The following is an 18,186-nucleotide window of genomic DNA, read 5'->3' on the forward strand; positions in this document are numbered from 1 at the left end:
GCTTCTTCTTAACTTGTACCCGCTATCGCGGCCCGATGTCTTAGAAAGGAACGTCCATCTCGAAGATGGTCCAATAACTGAAGCCCAGGAACGTCAAGATCATGTAAGCCCAGAACATCAGTATGTACGTACGTTCGGTAAAGTTCAGGTAGCCTAAGAAGAAAAAGGCAACAGCCTGGAAGAAAAACAGCAGCGAGAACTCGGTCATATGCCCTGCAAAAGCCATGAGGGCGATTACAAGACACCAGAAGCCGAGTACGCGAAACATGCGAGCCATGAAACGAATCCCCCTCTCACTCTGACTGATGTATGCTAAAGAACATTATAGCGTTTCGGTCAAATACTGTAAACCGCTTTCCTGGGACAAGCGCTCTAAAATTAAGCTTTGGTCGAGCCTATGCTCTTATCCTTGCCCATCGATTAACGCAATATGTATGAGCCATGAGAAAAATGGATATACATTTTAGTATCAATAGATTCTATGAACTCCTGGGAGGGCATAGAGTGGAAGAAAGCGCGTTTACGTTAGGAGGTTGTAGCAAGCATGACAGCAGTCAGGCAAGATGCATGGAGCCCGGACGATGATTTGATTCTCGCCGAGGTGACACTAAGACATATTCGTGAAGGTGGAACGCAGCTCGGGGCCTTTGAAGAGGTAGGCGAGCGGATTGCTCGCACATCGGCAGCTTGTGGTTTTCGTTGGAACAGTTGCGTACGTAAGCGTTACGAAGAAGCGATTCAACTAGCCAAGCAACAAAGGCAGAAGCGGAATTACCTGAAGAAGCAGACGAATGTCGCTTCCCACATCTCCGCGGTTGCTGAACAGGAAACGGATTCGCTGAAGTACCAGGATCAAGGATTCGTCGAGGACGCAATTGCGATCGAGGCCGTTATCCGCTATCTGAAGCAGTGGAAAACCGTATACAGCGACTTACAGCGTCAGATCAGTCGTTTGGAAAAAGAGCTGAAGCTGCGCGAAGATGAGCTTTACGGGCTGCGGCAGATGAACGACAAGTTATCCCGCGAAGCGAGCCATGCTCAGCTGGACTACCAGTCCGTGAATGACGATTACAAGATGCTCATTCAGATTATGGATCGGGCGAGAAGGCTTACCGTACTGAACGAGGAAGAGGAGCTCAGGCCCCGCTTCAAAATGGATGCGAACGGCAATCTAGAGCGCATCGAGTAGAAAAAAACAGCAGCATGACCGCCTGAGGTGAAGGCGCATGCTGCTGTTTTTTTATGCGCTGTGTCCGTATATGCGCAACATCTGGTACAATGCCACCATAAAGGAGGAGAAGCGATGAAGGTGAACTTTATCGGCGGCGGCGCAATTGGCATGCTGTATGGCGCCATGCTGTCCCTTGGCGGGACGCAGGTTAAGATGCTGACGCGCACGAGGCAGCAGGCGGCAAAGCTCGCCAAGGATGGAATCCGGCTTCTCAGCGCGGAAGGGGAACAGATGGCTCTCGTTGAAGCCACTTCCATGGAGGAAGCGGCGAAGCCGGCTCTGGAACGACTTAGGGAGCACAGGGCACAATGGTTCATTCTGACCGTGAAACAGACCGCTCTTGATGAGCAGCTGCTTCGTCAGCTTGCAGTGCTGCTTCGCCCTGGTGACAGCCTGCTATGCCTGCAGAACGGGATTGGCCATTTGGAGCGGCTAGCCGCTGCGCTGCCGGGAGTGCGGCTGTATGCGGGCGTCACCAGCGAAGGAGCGCGGCGCGAGGACATCGGCACGGTGTCGCATACCGGGCGAGGTGAGCTGTATTATGGTCCGGCGCCGGTCACTGCAGGAGCGGCGCGTCAGGAGGGTCCCTTTGACACAGAGCCCGGGCAGAAGGAGGATCCGTTGCTGGAGAGATGGCAGCAGTGCGTGAGCGATGCAGGAATTCCGGCTTTTCTGTCGAATGACATGAGAAATCGCATTTACCATAAATTGCTACTGAATGCTGTTATCAATCCACTTACGGCGATCTACGGCATCCGCAACGGCGAGCTTCCGCAGCATTCTCAAGGCAGAGTGTTAATGGAAGCGCTGCATGGCGAGAACGAGGCGATTCTCGTGCGGGCCGGGATGGAAGCGACCGGTGGGGAGTGGGACAGGCTGCTCGACGTATGCCGTAAGACGGCCCTCAATACATCTTCGATGTTGGCGGACGTTCAGGCCGGCCGGAAGACGGAGATCGGCAGCATCAATAGAGCAGTGGCCGGACTGGCCAGGCAGCTTGGCATGGAAGCTCCTTTAAATGAGGCTGTTGCCGAGATGGTGAATGCGCTTGAACCCTTGAACGGCTAGAGAGGGCGGGTGTAGCGATGGTCCTTTGGGAAAGCTTAAAAACTGTATATGCGTTGCTGGCGGTAATTCCCTTCGTGCCCTTTGCGGCTGTGTACGGGATTAGCAAGCTGGTAACAGGCGACGCCAAAAAAGCATTTCGCCATGCAATGGACGTAACGACGCTGCTGCTGATCGGCATCGTAGCAGTGCTGTTCAACCGGATATTCACCAATTCCTTCGGCTTATACGGCATCTTGCTCTTGATGCTGCTCGGAGGCGGATTCATCGGTAACCTTCAATACCGCAAGCGCGGCAAGGTCGAGACTGTCAAAATAATTCGGGCCGTGTGGCGGGCGGGCTTTTTCATTATGGGCCTTATGTATGTCGTACTCATGGCTACCAGCATTACTCAGCATATTTTCCGACTATAGCCGGATTTAGAGCAGGCGGGAAAGACTTACTGCTTGCTCATTCCCCATCCGGAATCTATCTGTTATAATTTTAGTTACGGTTTTGACGGTCGTTCCGTCATTGTGTACAATCGTAGCGATAGATGGAATGGTTGCGGGGAGGTTGTCGACTTCACTCATGCTAATAAATAAATTGGATCTGCCTTTTGGGCAGCCTCTTGCTGATACGTACATAGAACGTAAAAATCCCGCTTTGGAACAGCTTTTCGGGTATCATCCCAGCGTAGCGGAGCATTGGCAGCGGCGGCTTATATATTTAAAAGACTCTGCTGTCAACAGAGCGGACAGCCGGAAGGGGGCGGAGGCGCTGCGCTCGTTCCAAGAGCGCTTCGGCCTATCCGCTGCTGCTGAGCGTAATTTGCAGTTGCTTGCGGATGGCGCACCGGTCATAGTGGGCGGACAGCAGGCCGTTCTCTGGACAGGACCGCTGATGATCCTGTACAAAGCGGTAACGATTATTCAGGCTGCTGCAACGGCTTCCCGTGAGCTGGGGGTACCGGTTGTTCCCGTGTTCTGGATTGCCGGCGAGGATCATGACTGGGCGGAGGCGAGCGTCACCTCATTACCGTCTGCCGGTCCAAAACCGGAGCTGGCGCGGTTGAGCGTCGCTCGGCCAGTTGGGCCGGCGACATCAGTCAGCCGTACTGTACTGGGGCCGGAAGCAGTTGAGAACGCCATCGCGGAGCTCGAAGCAGCACTGGCTGACAGTCCGCACAAACATGAGCTGCTGAAGGAGCTCCGCGAGGCTGCTACCGGCTGCAATACGCTGACGGAGCTGTTCGCTGCTATGTTATCCCGTCTGTTCGCGGATAGTGGTCTGCTGCTGGCGGAAGCGGATAATCCGCATCTCCGCATAGTGGAGGGGCCAATGTTCAAGCGGATCATCGAGTCCTCGGAGGAGCTGTCCCAGGCCTATACCCGGTCTACTCGCCGGGTGGAGGAGCTCGGTTATAAGCCGCAAGTGGAAGTTGATGAGGACGGAGCAAATCTGTTCCTGTTCGCCGAGGGACCGAGAGTGGGGGAGCGGCTCCTGCTGCAGCGCAGCGGTGAGCGGTTCCGCGATCGCAGAGGACTCGTTTCGCTTAGTAAGCAGGAATTGCTTGAGCTGGCGGACTCCAGCCCCGAGCGGCTTAGCAATAATGTGCTGACCCGGCCGCTCATGCAGGATTATCTTTTCCCGGTGTTGTCTACGGTGCTGGGACCTGGCGAGATTGCCTACTGGGCGCAGACTGAAGAGGCGTTCCGGACACTCGGGATGGAAATGCCGATCATTACGCCTCGTCTTAGCTTCACGCTGCTTGAACCCCATGCCGATAAAGCCATGAAAGAGTTCTCGCTGTCGCTCCATCAGGTATTGCAAGGCTTGGACGGATGCAGGCAGGAGTTTCTGGACCGCCAAGGAGCGGCTGTTATCTGCGGAGTTTTCGAGGATGCGCTTGCTGCTATGGGGGAGGCCTATCAACCGGCATTGCTGCTGGCGACAGACCAGGAACGGGGCCTTGAGGAGCTCGGTCGGACTAATTGGGAGCGCATCGCCCGCGAAGCGGAATACCTTAAGGTCAAGGCGCTCCAAGCACTGGAGACGCGGGAGCGGACGATGCTGGACCGGATCGCTGCGCTGGAGCTGTCGGTTGCCCCGGAAGGCAGACCGCAGGAGCGGATGCTTTCTTCGATTTACTTTTTGAATCGGTACGGACGGGGCTGGCTAGACCGGCTGCAGCTGGAGCAATACGAACCTTGCGGCGGGCATAAGCTAGTTAGGTTATAATTTGGCATGATACCCGCCATTGTGATATAGCAGAGTCAATACAAGAAATGAGGCAGAATAATGAGCGTAAATTCAAAGGAAACAAGCATCGTAGCGGATATGAGCCTGGCACCGGAAGGCCGTCTTAAAATTGAATGGGTACAGGCGCATATGCCGGTACTGAACCAGATCCGTGAGCAGTTCGAAAAGGAGCAGCCTTTCAAGGGACTGAAAGTGTCTATCTGCCTTCATCTGGAAGCGAAGACGGCTTATCTAGCCAAGGTTGTGCAGGCCGGCGGTGCAGAAGTGACGATTACCGGCAGCAACCCGCTGTCCACACAGGATGATGTTTGCGCTGCGCTTGTTGAGGACGGGATTACCGTTTTTGCTAAGTACAATCCTGATCCGAAGGAATTCAAAGAGCTGATGGTGCGCGCCCTGGAGTGCAAACCTGATCTGATCATTGATGACGGCGGGGATTTTGCGACGATTCTTCACTCCGAGCGCCCTGACTTGATGGAAAATCTGCGCGGCGGCGCCGAGGAAACAACAACGGGCATTATCAAGCTGAAGGCGCTGCATAAGGAAGGCATGCTGAAGTTCCCCATGGTTGCAGTTAACGACGCTTACTGCAAACATTTGTTCGACAACCGTTATGGTACCGGACAATCGGCATGGGACGGTCTGATTCGCACGACGAATCTCGTCGTATCGGGCAAAACCGTCGTTGTTGTTGGTTACGGCTGGTGCGGCAAAGGGGTTGCGATGCGGGCGAAGGGTCTCGGCGCTAATGTCATTGTTACCGAAGTGGATGCAATCAAGGCTGTAGAGGCTTATATGGATGGCTTCCAGGTGATGCCGATGCTGGAGGCAGCGAAGCTTGGCGATATGTTCATCACGGTGACGGGCAACAAGTATGTCATCAACGGCGAGCATTACCCTGTTATGAAAAATGGAGCGATCCTGGCGAACGCGGGTCACTTCGACGTTGAGTTCAGTAAACCAGATCTTGCTGAGCTGACAAAAGAGATCCGCACGGTGCGCAAAAACATCGAGGAATACAAGCTGCATGACGGACGCAGCATCTACGTGCTTGCAGAGGGCCGACTCGTCAATCTCGCAGCAGGCGACGGACATCCGGCCGAGATCATGGACATGACGTTTGCGCTGCAGGCCGTAGGCCTCAAGTACGTCAATGATAACTATGAAGAGCTTGGAGCGGGCGTCATCAGCGTGCCGTACGAGCTTGACGAATACGTGGCGCGTACTAAGCTGGAGGCGCTCGGCATTGGCATCGACTCGCTGACTAAGGAGCAAGTCCTTTACTTGGATAGCTGGTCTTCGTAAGACGAAGGCCCGGCCGTATGGGGTGGGGTTCGGCTTCTGATCTGTGAAAGATCGAGACAAGGCAGTCCTATACAAGCTTACGGGAAACAGAGCAGAGCAAGGCGAGAAATCGCCATTGCTCTGCTTTTTAAACATATAACATAGGAGGATACATGTCCTGGAGCAAACTGAAACAACAATTGGAGAGCTTTCTCTGTCCGGCGTTACATGGAAGGGTTGAATACCGTGCAACTAGCTACAGTTATTTACCCGATAAAGCAGGAAATTGTTATATTACCGTAGATAAAAAGAACATACTCAATATGAGTGATCCAACTACCTTAATCAGATGGTATCAGACGGAGCTGGAAATTAAGAATGATTCGGATATCCGAATTCCTATCAGCAATGAGGAAATTGAAGCGGTCAGAAATGATACGAAGGGGACAGTTCCCGAGGATCGTCTAAAAATAATTGCAAGAAATAGAAAAATATCAGAATATGGTAAGGAGCTTTTGGCAGCTCAGTCATCGTTAAGTAAATCAAATTTTGTCGTTGTAGCTAATAAGTTTTTAACTATTTCAATAGACGAAAGCTTAGAGAGCAATGATATCTTATTGAATATTCTAGCTTTGGTGGACAGACGAGTTGGAAAAAGAAGAATTTTAAACATGACCGAGAAGATGGAATTAAAACATCCAGTTGTGCAGTATTTTTATGAACTACGGCTTAGTATGATATGAAAATAAATAGCTCATTTACCTCCAATTAGGGGTTTTTGGTGTACAATGATTCGTACCAATTAATGACAGCGCGGAAGCTGCTGGAAGCTGAGTATATCGCTTGGACAGATCAGTTAGGGACGTGAGCTATTCACGTCCCTATTTTGTTATAGGTAACTGGCCCGCACACAGTCAATAGTTATTTTTTGCAAGGTCAGCAAATTAATTCAGAGAGTGGAGCGTGTTGGACGATAAATAATAGTAGTGACTTAAGAGAATTTTATTTGATTGAGGAGACGAAAAATGAAACGGATGATGTTTAGTTTATTGCTCATTGTAGTAATGTTTGCACCGATGCTTAGCGGCACAACCTACGCTGACAATACAGTGAAGGCTACGGTGACGGAAAGCAGTACCTATTTTAATGGAGAAGAAAAGGAAGTTTACGGATTTAATATTGCAGGGAGTAATTATTATAGGCTGCGTGACGTAGCCAAGAATTTCTCGGGTACGACCAGTCAATTCGACGCGTCTTGGAATAATAAGAGCAACGCTATTGAGATTACAACAGGACGGCCGTATACTCCTGAGCCTGAAGAAAACTCGGTATATTATAGTCCCAGCAGAACCTATACAGCTAAGATCTCTACCTCGAAAATTAGGGTTGACGGGCAGCCGCGGCTGATTACTGCATACAATATTGATGGGAACAACTATTTTCAGTTGAGAGATTTAGCCGACTTAGTTCCATTTGAACTTGAATATGACATTCAATCCAATAAGATATCCATGTCCTCTCAAACTCCGGACAATGCTTTTCGGGTAAAGACGGTAACTGAAGCGAAGAGTAACGCTGCAACTTCTTATTTTCCGAGATGGAAGAGTACAGTTAAATCATATCTTGTAGAGAATAAGGATGGGACCTTTAGTGTCATTGATGTAGACAAAGAGGTTGTGATTGAAACGTATAACAATAAATTCGAATGGATTGCTAATAAAAGCATACCAAATGAGCTTCCGCTGTTCGGCGGATTTTTTAGCGGTGAGCAGTATAATTATATTGCCTTTGGACAAGAAAACCGCGAAGAGGACAATAATAAAGAAGTAATTCGTATTGTCCGTTATGATAAAAGTTTTAATCGGATCGACAGCGTCTCTATCAAAGGTGGGGAGAGCTATACGGTAGAACCTTTTGATGCGGGTTCTGGACGGATGGCAGAGAATGGGAATACGCTTGTATTTCACACCTCACGTACCAGATACACGTCAGATGATGGATTAAATCATCAATCCCAGCTTACGATTATAGTGAATACATCTTCCATGACAGTAACCAATGATTTGGGAAAGTTTCAAAAAAATCATGTCAGCCATTCCTTCGATCAATATGTGCTGTTTGACGGCAATAATCATGTCCTTGTAGATCACGGTGACGCTTATCCACGTTCGATCGTAATGAACAAAGGAGACGGAACCAACTACAGTGAGGTAGACCTGTTTAATATTCCGGGTAAAATCGGGGCCAATGCCACCGGCGTTTCTATTGGCGGATTCGAGATGTCGCAGAATAACTATATCGTTGCAATGAATACCATTGACCATTCGCGTGTCAGAGATTATACCTCTTATGAGATGGTCGGTTTGGAAAAAGATCAGCGGGATATCATTCTAAGGGTATTGCCAAAGGCAAGCTCTGCAGTTAACGAAATTATCTTGGCTAAATATGTAGGCAGTGATTTTATCGCATCCATACCTACGCTGGTAAAGATAACAGACAACAAGATGATTGTGCTCTGGCAGGAATTCGATAAGAATAATAATCCAGGTGACCTGAAATATGTACTTATTGATGGGAATGGGAATGCCACCGGCGACATGCAAACCATTAAGAATTTTGTATTATCTGAATGCAAGCCAATCATTAGTGGAGATAAAATGGTCTGGTATACCAACAGCAATGGATCCCGGGTGTTCTACTCCATTCCATTAGTGGATTAATAAGGGAAAAACTTGGACTCATTGATAACTACAAGTATTAGTCCTGATTTTATTGTTTGGGCATAGTGTATATGGCTTGTTCACACAAGGCACTCCACATATGTGGAGTATTGCTCACTGTTGGTCAGAAAGATTAATAGTTGAGGTGTATTGGCAGAAATAGTAAAGAGGGGAAATTAACCCCTCTTTTTTTACCCTATGAACTATCGTTCGGCGTTAGCGTAATGAACTCTGTCAAATACCCCGAAGAGTGAACATGGTGTTATCTGAAGGATAGGGCTTCTATGAAACACTAACACTTGTTTTAGTTAACTTCTTGAAAGCAGAGTATTCACGATTTGATCTAATAAAATTTAATATCAAATTGGCGCATTCATTAGGTTTCAAGGTTTCAGTATTTAGCTCAATGTCATACTCATTAAGGCCATAAACTTGATCATACTGTGAGATTGCTAATCCAATCTCTCTATCCCCCCGTAGTTGTTCTCTTCTAATAAGTTCCTCTTTCGAGCAAGTTACTCCTACAAATAGTACAGGATGATCGATTAATAAACTTAAACATGTATTAAACCTCTCGTCGGTATCATTTACTGTATCTACAACTACATTCATCCCATTTGCCGACAAAAATTTAACTGTTGAATACTGTTAACAAAACCAATGTAGTCATGAAACATTCCATTAAAAAAATTATCAATTGATAAATGATGAAATGAGATTTCATTTTGGTTTAATAGTTCAGTAGATATGGAAGTCTTTCCGGAACTTGAAGTTCCATTTAGAAAAACGATTAACCCTTGCTTCAATTTAATCATCCCTTCAAAAAAATCCGTCATATCTAAGGTATTCGTATAGTGATTAAGCAATCCTCCCTTAGTTTTTATTTATTGACGAGATTTCTTGAGGTTGATATAGTTGTTATATCATGAAATGTTCGGAAGGAAGATTTAATGAATAAGCCCCTCTATCAGCAGATCCTTAATGGGATTGTGGAAGATATTAGGAATGGAAATTTAATGCCGGGAGATAAGGTACCTTCGGAAAAAGAGCTTTCTGAACGTTTTCATGTCAGTAGAATTACGGCCAAAAAAGCGCTGGATGTGCTTGCTAGCAATAATTCGATTGTTCGTGTGCGCGGTAAAGGCTCCTATGTGACCGAGAGGCTTCTTAATAGAGAGGAACAGGAGGCGGATGAGAATCATCCGTCCATTTTGGATTATCAAGGTTTACTGATTGGAGCCCTGTTTCCTCATTATTGGACTGGTTACGGCTTAAAACTTCAGCATGCGATTGAGAAGAAAGTTTCAGAGTTAAACGGAACTCTTATTATAAAGCGGGGCTGCGGCAATATAGAGGAGGAGGAAAAAGCTATTGCATCTCTTATACACTTAGGTGTGAAAGGGCTAATTGCTTTTCCCGTAAATAGTGAACAGTACAACCGAAAGCTCCTTAAACTGATCCTCGACGGGTTCCCTACTGTAATAGTAGATCGGGATCTGAAAGGCATTCTTGCCAGTACCGTATCGACTGACAACAAAGCAGCGGCACAGGAGCTAACGACGCTACTCTTCGAAAAAGGACACAAGCAAATTGCTTTTCTCTCCCCTCCGCCCGAATTAACCTCAACGGTGGATGATCGCCTTCAAGGTTTTCAACAAGCATTTCTTCAGCACGGTATAAGACTGCGGTCGGAGCATCTGATTACTAATTTAAAAAGTACAATTCTAGCCGGTTCAGAAGCAAGCCAACATGATGCCCTTGTGGAGCAAGATACCGGGATGATAAAGGAATTTGTCTCAGCAAATCCAGAAGTTACTTCTTTTGTGGTTGTCGAATACGAACTGGCAATCATGTTAACCAAAATTCTCACGCAGCTGAATAAACGAGTTCCCGATGATTATTCGATTGTCTGTTTTGATTGTCCAGATGATCCTTTTGATATCCCTAGGTTTACCCATATCCGTCAGGATGAAGTCGGAATGGGGGAAAAAGCGGTAGAGTTGCTTATGGGGAAGCTTCAGGGTGATGGAGTCCCACTGCAAACATTGTTGGATTTTAAGCTAATAGAAGGCCAGTCAACCCGTTCATTATCAACCTGACAGGTTGGGTTATAGTAATAACTCATCGTTCAAACGGAAGGAGCTTTGTGCGCCAAGCACATAGCTCTTTTTTCTTTACGTAACGGTTTTGGAATATTTAATTGATATATTGACATATCATTTATTGGTATGTAGTATGGAAAAAAGTAGATGACATAACTTGATATGGGTTGTGTCGTTAACTGAGAGGAGTTTTTTATCCGAAAAAGATAACGCTTACAATTCTTTTTTTGGGTAACGCATGACGTTTGAAAATGGTCATTCTTTTTCTGCATCATCCAAAACTTATAGGACGGTGAGACGGTATGAAAACCATGAAAAAGAGAACATTCTTGTCGGTCATCTTTACCTTGATTCTATCCGTAGTGTTGGCTAGTTGCAGCTCTAACGAAACCACAGATCCTTCTTCGAGCACAGGAAATGCAGGCAAGTCCGGCAACAAAGTGACCATCACGGTATGGCATGCTATGACTGATCTGACCGCCGAAGCGATGGACGCCGTTGTAAAAGCTTTTGAAGCAAAAAATAGTAACATCAAAATTAACTCGGTATATATTGCCCAACAAGGCGAAGGGAAGAACGAAAAGCTGCTTGCTGCTATTGCCGGCGGTAATGCTCCGGACGTAGCTTACTTTGATCGGTTTGAAGTTGCTACTTGGGCTGCCCAAGGATCGTTGACTGATGTTAGCTCCTATGCGGCTTCTTCTGGTGTAAATGCTGATAAATTTTATCCTTTTGCATGGGAAGAAGTGAATTTTGAAGGTAAGCTGTATGCTATGCCTACAACGACGGATGCACGTTTGGTTTTTTACAATAAGGATCACTTCACTGCAGCGGGCCTGGACCCGGAAAACCCGCCAAAGACGATTCAACAATTGGAAGAAGCAGCTGAAAAATTGACTATTAAAGATGGCAAGCGTTTTAAACAAATCGGATTCATTCCTTGGTATGGCCAAGGCTGGTTTTATAGCTGGGGATGGTCTTTCGGCGGTGAGTTTATGGACACTGCCGGAAAAGTAACCGCCAATAATCCAAAGAATGTTGAAGCCTTGACCTGGATCGCCAACTATGCGAAAAAATACAACATCGAAGATATCGCATCGTTTACTGATTCCCAAGGTACAACGACAATGGATCCTTTTTTCACAGGGCAGCTTAGCATGCAAGTTTCCGGTCCGTGGACCGTTTCTCAAGCGGAGAAGTTTAATCCTGATATGAATTATGGCGTATTCTCTATACCTACTCCGACAGGTGACAACCATACAACATGGTCCGGCGGTTGGGCAACAGTAATGCCAAAAGGCTCAAAGAAGCCTGAAGCGGCATGGGAGTTTATGAAGTTCTTTTCTAGTGAAGAAGGACAGGAAATTTTTAGTGAAATTTCGGGTGATTTCTCCGTCATCGACACCGTAAATGAAAAGCTTGGTTATAAAGAGCATCCCGTCTTCAAAAAATTCATCGAGGTATTGCCGGTTTCTAACGCACGTCCGGTAATGACGCAAGGCTCATTATACTGGAATGAACTTGCTAATGCAGTAGATTTGGCTACACGCGGTGAAGACCCTAAAACACTTCTTGATAAAGTAAATGAGAATGTATCAAAGGCACTGAAACAATAAAGCTTTTACCAGGGGAGAGAGGTTCTCCCCTTTTTATTTCTACCAAATAGGAGGTATCGCCCATGCTTAAAGAAAAGGTTGTATCCGAGCCGATATTCCCCCAGGCAAAAGCAAAAAAGAACAAAAAACTGGGAGACGACGCTTTATATGGCTGGTTATTTGCTTCACCATGGGTAATCGGACTATTGGTGTTTTTTTTAATTCCACTCGTTTCTTCCTTGTATTTCAGTTTAACGACTTATGGTATTTTGCAACCAGGAGAATTTGTTGGTTTCCAGAACTACAAAGACTTAATGTCGGATACGGTGTTCTGGAAGTCCATTTATAATACAGTTTATTTCGTTGTATTTTTTGTTCCTCTCAGCATTTTTTTCGGTGTAGGATTGGCGATGCTGCTGAATATGAAGGTGAAAGGTATGTCCGTATACCGTACGATCTTTTTCCTGCCTACACTTGTGCCATCTGTTGCAATGGCAGTTTTGTGGATGTGGTTGCTCAATCCGGGCTTCGGTCTCGTGAACGGTATGCTGGATGTCATCGGAATCCAAGGACCGGCTTGGCTAGGTAGTGAAACTTGGTCCAAACCTTCACTAATCATGATGTCTCTATGGGGAATCGGGCAATCGGTCGTCATTTATCTTGCAGGCTTGAACGATATTCCGCAGGACTATTATGAAGCGGGGGATATCGACGGTGCCAATTGGTTTGACAAAATGAGAAGCATCACCCTTCCGCTCCTTACGCCGGTGATCTTTTTCAACCTCGTTATGGGCATTATCGGCGCATTCCAACAGTTTACGCTTCCGTATACAATGACAGGAGGAAGAGGTACACCTGCCGATTCGATGAAGTTTTATGTCATGTACTTATATGATAACGGTTTCAAGTTTTTTAAAATGGGATATGCCTCTGCCATGGCATGGATTCTATTTGTTATCGTAATAGCGCTGACGGGGATTATTTTCTACACATCGAAAAAGTGGGTTCACTACCAAGGAGAGTAGGAGGGAACAATAATATGACAGCAAAAACAAATAAAACGGTAAAAAAGAGCGCTGCTCAAATTTTTCTATTGATCGCTTCCGTTTTCTTTTTGGCTCCTTTTATATGGATGGTTTCCACTTCGCTTAAAGCGCTTGATCAGGTCTATACGTTTCCTCCTCAGTGGATTCCGAGCCCTTTCGTGTGGAAAAACTATTTGGATGCCATAGATTATATTCCTTTTTTCACATTCCTAAGTAATACAGTTATCATCACGGTACTTAGCACGCTTGGTGTTGTTCTTACAAGTCCGCTTGTGGCGTACAGCTTTGCCAAATTCAATTGGAAGGGGAGAGATACGTTATTCTTCATTACCATTGCGGTCATGATGATACCAGGGCAAGTTACGATGATTCCGCTCTTCCTGATGTTCGCGAAGCTGGACTGGATTGGAACTTCGCTGCCGCTTATTATTCCTGCGTTTTTCGGTGTTCCATTTTATATTTTCTTGTTGCGTCAATTTTTCTTGGGACTCCCCAACGAGCTGAAGGATGCCGCAAGAATTGATGGAGCTGGCGAGTTCAGAACTTATTGGCAGATCATGCTGCCTCTGGCCAAATCAGCAGTGCTGGCTGTAGGCCTCTTTCAATTTATGGCGGCTTGGACCGATTTTATTGGCCCACTGCTTTACCTGACAGAACCAGATTCTTACACGCTGTCACTCGGACTGCAGCAGTTCCAAAGCCAAAAAGGTACGGAATGGGGATTGATGATGGCCGTTTCCACCATGATGACTGTGCCTATTGCCATTCTGTACTTCTTCTTGCAAAAAACGTTCATACAAGGGATTACATTCAGCGGAATAAAAGGTTAAACGGAAAGGAAGTAAATAATAAGGGGCTTGTCTAAGAGCCCCTTAAAAATAGCTGGCAGCCTTTTTCATAGCGGAACCGCAGGGTTCGCTCCGCTACACATTTTACCAGCTGCTAACCGATTGTTGTTCTTTCCACATCATCGTAATTACCAGACCAATAAACATAATGACAGCAGCAAAGAGATACGGGTAGTTGATGTTGACATCAAATAATATACCGCCTAACGCAGGACCGACAATATTGCCCAAGCTTGTATAGGTTGAATTCATTCCAGCGATAAATCCTTGCTCTTTGTCAGCCGTTTTTGATAAATAAGTCGTTAATGCTGGCCGTAACAAGTCAAAAGCGAGAAAGATGAAGCAAGTTACTAGCAAAATGGCTAAGTAGCTAGAGATCATGGTCGATACTACCGCTAATAATACACCAGCAATTAAGCAGATCTGGATGAGTTTCTTTTCACCGAGTATATCTACCATTTTACCAAACATAAACACCTGAACAACAACTCCGAAGATTGCACTTATGGTAATAATGGTTGCAATATCTTTTGGAGTGAAACCGAATTTATGATCCGAAAACAGACTAAATACCGTTTCATAGGCTGATAAACCAAAGGCCAGTACAAACACAATAATAAAGGCAATAATGTACTGTGGATGAAGCGAGCGTTTAAGGTCACTTACAAAATTGGTCCCTTTTTTAAGCTGAGAAATTTCCAACAGCTGCTGTTTGGATAGTGGCTCTTTTAAAATAAATACGGATGAAATACAGGTTATTAATGCGAAACCAGCAGCAAAATAGAACGGGGCGCGCACACCCAACTCAGCAATAAAACCACCGATACCTGGGCCAATAATAAAACCGACACTAATAGCCGCCGAAATATAGCCCATCGCTTTGGGCCTTTCCTCTACTGTCGTAATATCTGCAACAAAAGCAGTCACGGCTGGCATAATAAATGCAGCACTGATGCCTCCTAAAATTCTAGATAAATAAAGTACGGATACATGCGTGCCTAAACCAAAGATCACCTCAGATATACTGAAGAGAAATAAACCAATTACGATCATTTTCTTTCTGCCATAAGTGTCAATCCATCGTCCTGCGAGGGGAGACATGAGCAATTGTGCAAACGCAAAGGCTGCTACAAGATAACCCATTGTTTGGCCTGATAAATCCATAATATTCATAAAGGTTGGCATAACAGGGACGATAAGTCCGATTCCTAGAAAAACAATGAATATATTACTTAGTAGGATGAGTAAAACTGTTTTTTGTTCTTTTAATGGTTTTTTCATAAAGCAATACCTCTCTTTGTGCAATCATCGCTGCGAAATACCTCTCCAGAATACAGTCCATGAGGCATTTAGTTTATCATTTAAACGCTTTTCATTATCCCCATAGGCAAGCTCTAACAGGATTGAATCCACTACACCTATGAAGGCAAGTGTAGGTACAGAGGGTGCATCTTCCATAATAACTTTGGCATCGATCCAATTTTGAAATTTACCCTCTAATACGGCTTGAGTCTGCATTTCCGAATCCATTACTTCCTTATTAATCGCTGTTGCTAGATGGAGGGGTGGGAAAAAAGACATGCGTAGCCAAAACTTTAACTGCTCGCTTTGTTGAAACAAATCAATGATCAATTGTAGATATCCAAACAAAACTGATTTGGGATTTAAGGTATTCACTTTACTCAAATAGTTTAGTTTCGATGATAATTCGGCCTCTTTGGCATCTTGTAAAACCTGTAGAAATAAATCATCTTTCCCTTTGAAATGAGCATAGAGAGACTGTTTTTTCATACCAACAGTTTCAGCAATTTGAGACAGCGAGGCTCCCTCATATCCATGCATAGTGAAAAATTTTAAAGCCACGTCTTTTATTTCTTTACTCTTCAGTAAAATCACCTCATTATTAACGAACGTTCGTCAGTCTATCTATCGTATCAAAAGTAGTTTTTCTATGCAAATGTCAGTAATTGAGAAGGAAATGTCTTGCGAGGATTATGGATGAGTACATCGCTGGCAGCGATGCGCTCAGGGGCTGATTTCCCTAGGCCCCATCAATAAAAACAAAACAACCACGTCCTGCAGACGTGGTTGTTTTGTTCATTTTACGTTTCAATAAACTTTCTTCAAAAGCTCAAAAACCTCTTCTATCGTAAGGCCAATCGATTTGTAATAGGAAGTGTCAATGACCATCTGTTTTATGATCATTTCATTGCGTTTTTGAAGAATTTCCTCGGGTGAGAGATCAGCGACAAAACAACCTTTGCCTGTCACGGTGTAAATCAGACCCTGTCGTTCGAGTTCTTCCCATGCTTTTTTGACGGTAATAACACTCACACGAAGCTCTGTGGCCGCATGGCGTATAGGAGGCAAACTATACCCAATTTCAAGTTCACCCTTGAAAATCTGTGCACTGATTTGTTCAAAAAGCTGCTGATAAATGGGTTTATCCGATGTGTTCGAAATCGCTATATTCATTACACTTCTACTTTCTGAAACCGTTTAATGGCAATATGATAAGCGATTATTGTAAATATCGCAAATATTGCAATGCCCGAAATCAGAATGGATAGTTGAATGGCCAAATTGTCTGCACCAGTTCCTTTGAAAAGATCAAATACGAATGAATTCTTTATGCCGAGCCATTCTGCGCCCCCGGCAAACAGTATCGCAGCTGCAATGGCTACAAACGTTGCAGCGCCGTATTTATACGCCGTCTTGTAATACATAGTGATAAAAATAATGTTGAAGATCGCCAGCATAATGAAACAGAGTCCCCAGAAACCGAGGGAGGGTCCGAAGAAAATGTAGTTCAGATTCGGATACAAGCGTAGACTGATCACGCCATAGATAATGGCAATAATAATATGCAATAACTCTAATATTACAATAATCGCCACTCTTGCTTTTACAATGTCTTTTTTGGTCACAGGCATCATGCTCGAGAATATTAAATCGTTCTGAGTTTTATAACCTCCAAACATGTTCGGTATCGTTATAAAACAAAAGTATAGAATGACAAGGAAGTATAACCATCCGGGAATTAACATTAAGGCCCCAGTCAAAAGAGGCATGAAAAAAAAGAAAGGACTTACGCCTAACTTTAACTCTTTGATCAGTAAGTTATACATACAGCTCCTCCTTTTTCGAGAAGTAGATCATGATTTCCTCAAGATTAGGAATGGATGCCTTAATATCCAATGTTGGATCGAAATCTTTTGTGTGAATCAAACCTGTAAATCCAAAAGAGCTTGTTTTGTAGGAATTTAGGTTGTTTTTGACCAGATCCAATTGCTCATTCTTGCCGTTCAATAAACGATACGTATCGATAAATTCTTCCTTTTCCGCGGAGTTGATAATCTGTCCGTTATGGATATAGGTAATGTAATCGGCGCATTTCTCCAGGTCGGAAGTGATGTGGGTTGAAAAAAGGATGCTGATCTCGCCATCCTGCACAATCTCCTGAAACGTATCCAGCAAATTGTCTCGGGCAACCGGATCAAGTCCGCTTGTTGGTTCATCCAGAATAAGCAGCTTGGCGCCATGCGATAGGGCAAGGGCTAAGCTGTATTTTACTTTCAAGCCGGTTGATAACTCGGCTATTTTTTTATCTTCAATTATGTTGAACTTTTTTAAATACTTGTAGTAAATTTGATCATCCCAAGTCGAATAGAATCTTTTGATCACATTTGTTAACGTTTTGATTTTGCTGCGCGTGTAAAAATTGATGTCTCCGAATGCAGAGCCAATTTCTTGTTTTAATTCAATTTCGTGCTCGGTCATGTTTTTGCCTAAAATATGAATTTCACCGCTATCCATGCGCACCAAATTCAAAATGGATTTGATGGTAGTTGTTTTTCCAGCGCCATTGGCTCCGATAAAGCCCATAATATAACCTTTTTCCAGTTGAAAGGATACGTTTTTTAAATGGAAATGTTCATATTTTTTAGTTACATTTTTGTCAATGGCTTTCTTCTTTGGGCATTCATATTCTTAGCAGTTCTGGACTCGATAGCAACATGATCAGTAGGGCAGCGCCTTTACTGCTAACTAATTG

At 45.0% G+C, this 18,186-nt stretch carries 17 protein-coding genes and 1 pseudogene; 11 read left to right on the forward strand and 7 right to left on the reverse strand.

The window, feature by feature from the left end; genetic code table 11:
- Positions 1-40: 40 nt before the first annotated feature.
- Entirely contained in the window at positions 41-277 is a 237-nt protein-coding gene (locus tag CGZ75_RS02625) for a DUF2626 family protein (RefSeq protein ID WP_089522739.1), read from the reverse strand.
- A 267-nt stretch (positions 278-544) separates the two neighbouring features.
- Between CGZ75_RS02625 and CGZ75_RS02630 the strand changes: the two genes are divergently transcribed.
- From CGZ75_RS02630 to CGZ75_RS02660, 7 genes are all read left to right on the forward strand, one after another.
- Positions 545-1,189, forward strand: a complete 645-nt coding sequence (locus tag CGZ75_RS02630) for an RsfA family transcriptional regulator (protein WP_089522740.1) — start codon at positions 545-547, stop codon at positions 1,187-1,189.
- 114 nt (positions 1,190-1,303) lie between these two features.
- Entirely contained in the window at positions 1,304-2,299 is a 996-nt protein-coding gene (locus tag CGZ75_RS02635) for a ketopantoate reductase family protein (protein WP_089522741.1), read from the forward strand.
- A gap of 17 nt (positions 2,300-2,316) precedes the next feature.
- Entirely contained in the window at positions 2,317-2,709 is a 393-nt protein-coding gene (locus tag CGZ75_RS02640; RefSeq protein WP_089522742.1) for a DUF3397 domain-containing protein, read from the forward strand.
- A 157-nt stretch (positions 2,710-2,866) separates the two neighbouring features.
- Positions 2,867-4,516 (forward strand): bacillithiol biosynthesis cysteine-adding enzyme BshC, encoded by a 1,650-nt coding sequence (bshC, locus tag CGZ75_RS02645; protein WP_176444650.1) that lies wholly within the window; start codon positions 2,867-2,869, stop codon positions 4,514-4,516.
- A 60-nt stretch (positions 4,517-4,576) separates the two neighbouring features.
- Positions 4,577-5,842, forward strand: coding sequence for an adenosylhomocysteinase (locus tag CGZ75_RS02650; protein ID WP_089522744.1), 1,266 nt, complete (start codon positions 4,577-4,579; stop codon positions 5,840-5,842).
- A 152-nt stretch (positions 5,843-5,994) separates the two neighbouring features.
- A complete protein-coding gene (locus CGZ75_RS02655) occupies positions 5,995-6,564 on the forward strand; it encodes an SF0329 family protein (RefSeq protein ID WP_089522745.1) in 570 nt (189 codons plus the stop codon).
- 282 nt (positions 6,565-6,846) lie between these two features.
- The gene (locus tag CGZ75_RS02660; RefSeq protein WP_089522746.1) at positions 6,847-8,541 is read left to right on the forward strand and encodes a hypothetical protein; all 1,695 of its coding nucleotides are present in this window, start codon (positions 6,847-6,849) and stop codon (positions 8,539-8,541) included.
- Positions 8,542-8,823: 282 nt separating this feature from the next.
- Here CGZ75_RS02660 and CGZ75_RS02665 read toward each other — a convergent pair.
- Positions 8,824-9,347, reverse strand: a pseudogene (locus CGZ75_RS02665) (chloramphenicol phosphotransferase CPT family protein).
- Positions 9,348-9,491: 144 nt separating this feature from the next.
- On the opposite strand from CGZ75_RS02665, the gene CGZ75_RS02670 reads away from it, so the two are divergent.
- The 4 genes from CGZ75_RS02670 (at position 9,492) to CGZ75_RS02685 (ending at position 14,114) form a co-directional block, all read left to right on the forward strand.
- Positions 9,492-10,640, forward strand: a complete 1,149-nt coding sequence (locus CGZ75_RS02670) for a GntR family transcriptional regulator (RefSeq protein WP_089522747.1) — start codon at positions 9,492-9,494, stop codon at positions 10,638-10,640.
- Between the two features lie 305 nt (positions 10,641-10,945).
- On the forward strand, positions 10,946-12,259 hold the full coding sequence (locus tag CGZ75_RS02675) for an ABC transporter substrate-binding protein (protein ID WP_245850675.1): 1,314 nt from the start codon (positions 10,946-10,948) through the stop codon (positions 12,257-12,259).
- Between the two features lie 62 nt (positions 12,260-12,321).
- Positions 12,322-13,263: a carbohydrate ABC transporter permease gene (locus tag CGZ75_RS02680; protein WP_089522748.1), complete on the forward strand. Its 942-nt coding sequence runs from the start codon at positions 12,322-12,324 to the stop codon at positions 13,261-13,263.
- 14 nt (positions 13,264-13,277) lie between these two features.
- Complete coding sequence (locus tag CGZ75_RS02685) at positions 13,278-14,114, forward strand: carbohydrate ABC transporter permease (protein ID WP_089522749.1); 837 nt, start codon at positions 13,278-13,280, stop codon at positions 14,112-14,114.
- Positions 14,115-14,216: 102 nt separating this feature from the next.
- Here the strand turns inward: CGZ75_RS02685 and CGZ75_RS02690 are convergent, their stop codons facing one another.
- The 5 genes from CGZ75_RS02690 to CGZ75_RS02710 all read right to left on the reverse strand — a co-directional run bounded on the left by CGZ75_RS02690 (position 14,217) and on the right by CGZ75_RS02710 (position 18,095).
- Positions 14,217-15,413, reverse strand: coding sequence for an MFS transporter (locus tag CGZ75_RS02690; protein ID WP_089522750.1), 1,197 nt, complete (start codon positions 15,411-15,413; stop codon positions 14,217-14,219).
- Positions 15,414-15,437: 24 nt separating this feature from the next.
- Complete coding sequence (locus CGZ75_RS02695) at positions 15,438-15,995, reverse strand: TetR/AcrR family transcriptional regulator (protein ID WP_281255094.1); 558 nt, start codon at positions 15,993-15,995, stop codon at positions 15,438-15,440.
- Positions 15,996-16,241: 246 nt separating this feature from the next.
- Entirely contained in the window at positions 16,242-16,607 is a 366-nt protein-coding gene (locus CGZ75_RS02700; RefSeq protein WP_089522751.1) for a GntR family transcriptional regulator, read from the reverse strand.
- Positions 16,607-17,260, reverse strand: coding sequence for an ABC-2 transporter permease (locus tag CGZ75_RS02705; protein WP_089522752.1), 654 nt, complete (start codon positions 17,258-17,260; stop codon positions 16,607-16,609). Before CGZ75_RS02705 ends, CGZ75_RS02700 begins: the two co-directional genes overlap by 1 nt.
- Positions 17,253-18,095, reverse strand: coding sequence for an ABC transporter ATP-binding protein (locus tag CGZ75_RS02710; RefSeq protein ID WP_089522753.1), 843 nt, complete (start codon positions 18,093-18,095; stop codon positions 17,253-17,255). Before CGZ75_RS02710 ends, CGZ75_RS02705 begins: the two co-directional genes overlap by 8 nt.
- Between the last annotated feature and the right edge of the window lie 91 nt (positions 18,096-18,186).

The organism is Paenibacillus herberti (assembly GCF_002233675.1).
Classification (GTDB): domain Bacteria; phylum Bacillota; class Bacilli; order Paenibacillales; family Paenibacillaceae; genus Paenibacillus_O; species Paenibacillus_O herberti.

What these genes read in the sequence shown, in the direction of transcription:
- CGZ75_RS02630 (WP_089522740.1), top strand. Translation starts at nt 545, where the DNA reads ATGACAGCAGTCAGGCAAGATGCATGGAGCCCGGACGATGATTTGATT.
- CGZ75_RS02675 (WP_245850675.1), top strand. Translation starts at nt 10,946, where the DNA reads ATGAAAACCATGAAAAAGAGAACATTCTTGTCGGTCATCTTTACCTTG.
- CGZ75_RS02655 (WP_089522745.1), top strand. Translation starts at nt 5,995, where the DNA reads ATGTCCTGGAGCAAACTGAAACAACAATTGGAGAGCTTTCTCTGTCCG.
- CGZ75_RS02670 (WP_089522747.1), top strand. Translation starts at nt 9,492, where the DNA reads ATGAATAAGCCCCTCTATCAGCAGATCCTTAATGGGATTGTGGAAGAT.
- CGZ75_RS02690 (WP_089522750.1), bottom strand. Translation starts at nt 15,413, where the DNA reads ATGAAAAAACCATTAAAAGAACAAAAAACAGTTTTACTCATCCTACTA.
- CGZ75_RS02685 (WP_089522749.1), top strand. Translation starts at nt 13,278, where the DNA reads ATGACAGCAAAAACAAATAAAACGGTAAAAAAGAGCGCTGCTCAAATT.
- CGZ75_RS02640 (WP_089522742.1), top strand. Translation starts at nt 2,317, where the DNA reads ATGGTCCTTTGGGAAAGCTTAAAAACTGTATATGCGTTGCTGGCGGTA.
- CGZ75_RS02625 (WP_089522739.1), bottom strand. Translation starts at nt 277, where the DNA reads ATGGCTCGCATGTTTCGCGTACTCGGCTTCTGGTGTCTTGTAATCGCC.
- CGZ75_RS02705 (WP_089522752.1), bottom strand. Translation starts at nt 17,260, where the DNA reads ATGTATAACTTACTGATCAAAGAGTTAAAGTTAGGCGTAAGTCCTTTC.
- bshC (WP_176444650.1), top strand. Translation starts at nt 2,867, where the DNA reads ATGCTAATAAATAAATTGGATCTGCCTTTTGGGCAGCCTCTTGCTGAT.
- CGZ75_RS02680 (WP_089522748.1), top strand. Translation starts at nt 12,322, where the DNA reads ATGCTTAAAGAAAAGGTTGTATCCGAGCCGATATTCCCCCAGGCAAAA.
- CGZ75_RS02660 (WP_089522746.1), top strand. Translation starts at nt 6,847, where the DNA reads ATGAAACGGATGATGTTTAGTTTATTGCTCATTGTAGTAATGTTTGCA.
- CGZ75_RS02650 (WP_089522744.1), top strand. Translation starts at nt 4,577, where the DNA reads ATGAGCGTAAATTCAAAGGAAACAAGCATCGTAGCGGATATGAGCCTG.
- CGZ75_RS02635 (WP_089522741.1), top strand. Translation starts at nt 1,304, where the DNA reads ATGAAGGTGAACTTTATCGGCGGCGGCGCAATTGGCATGCTGTATGGC.
- CGZ75_RS02700 (WP_089522751.1), bottom strand. Translation starts at nt 16,607, where the DNA reads ATGAATATAGCGATTTCGAACACATCGGATAAACCCATTTATCAGCAG.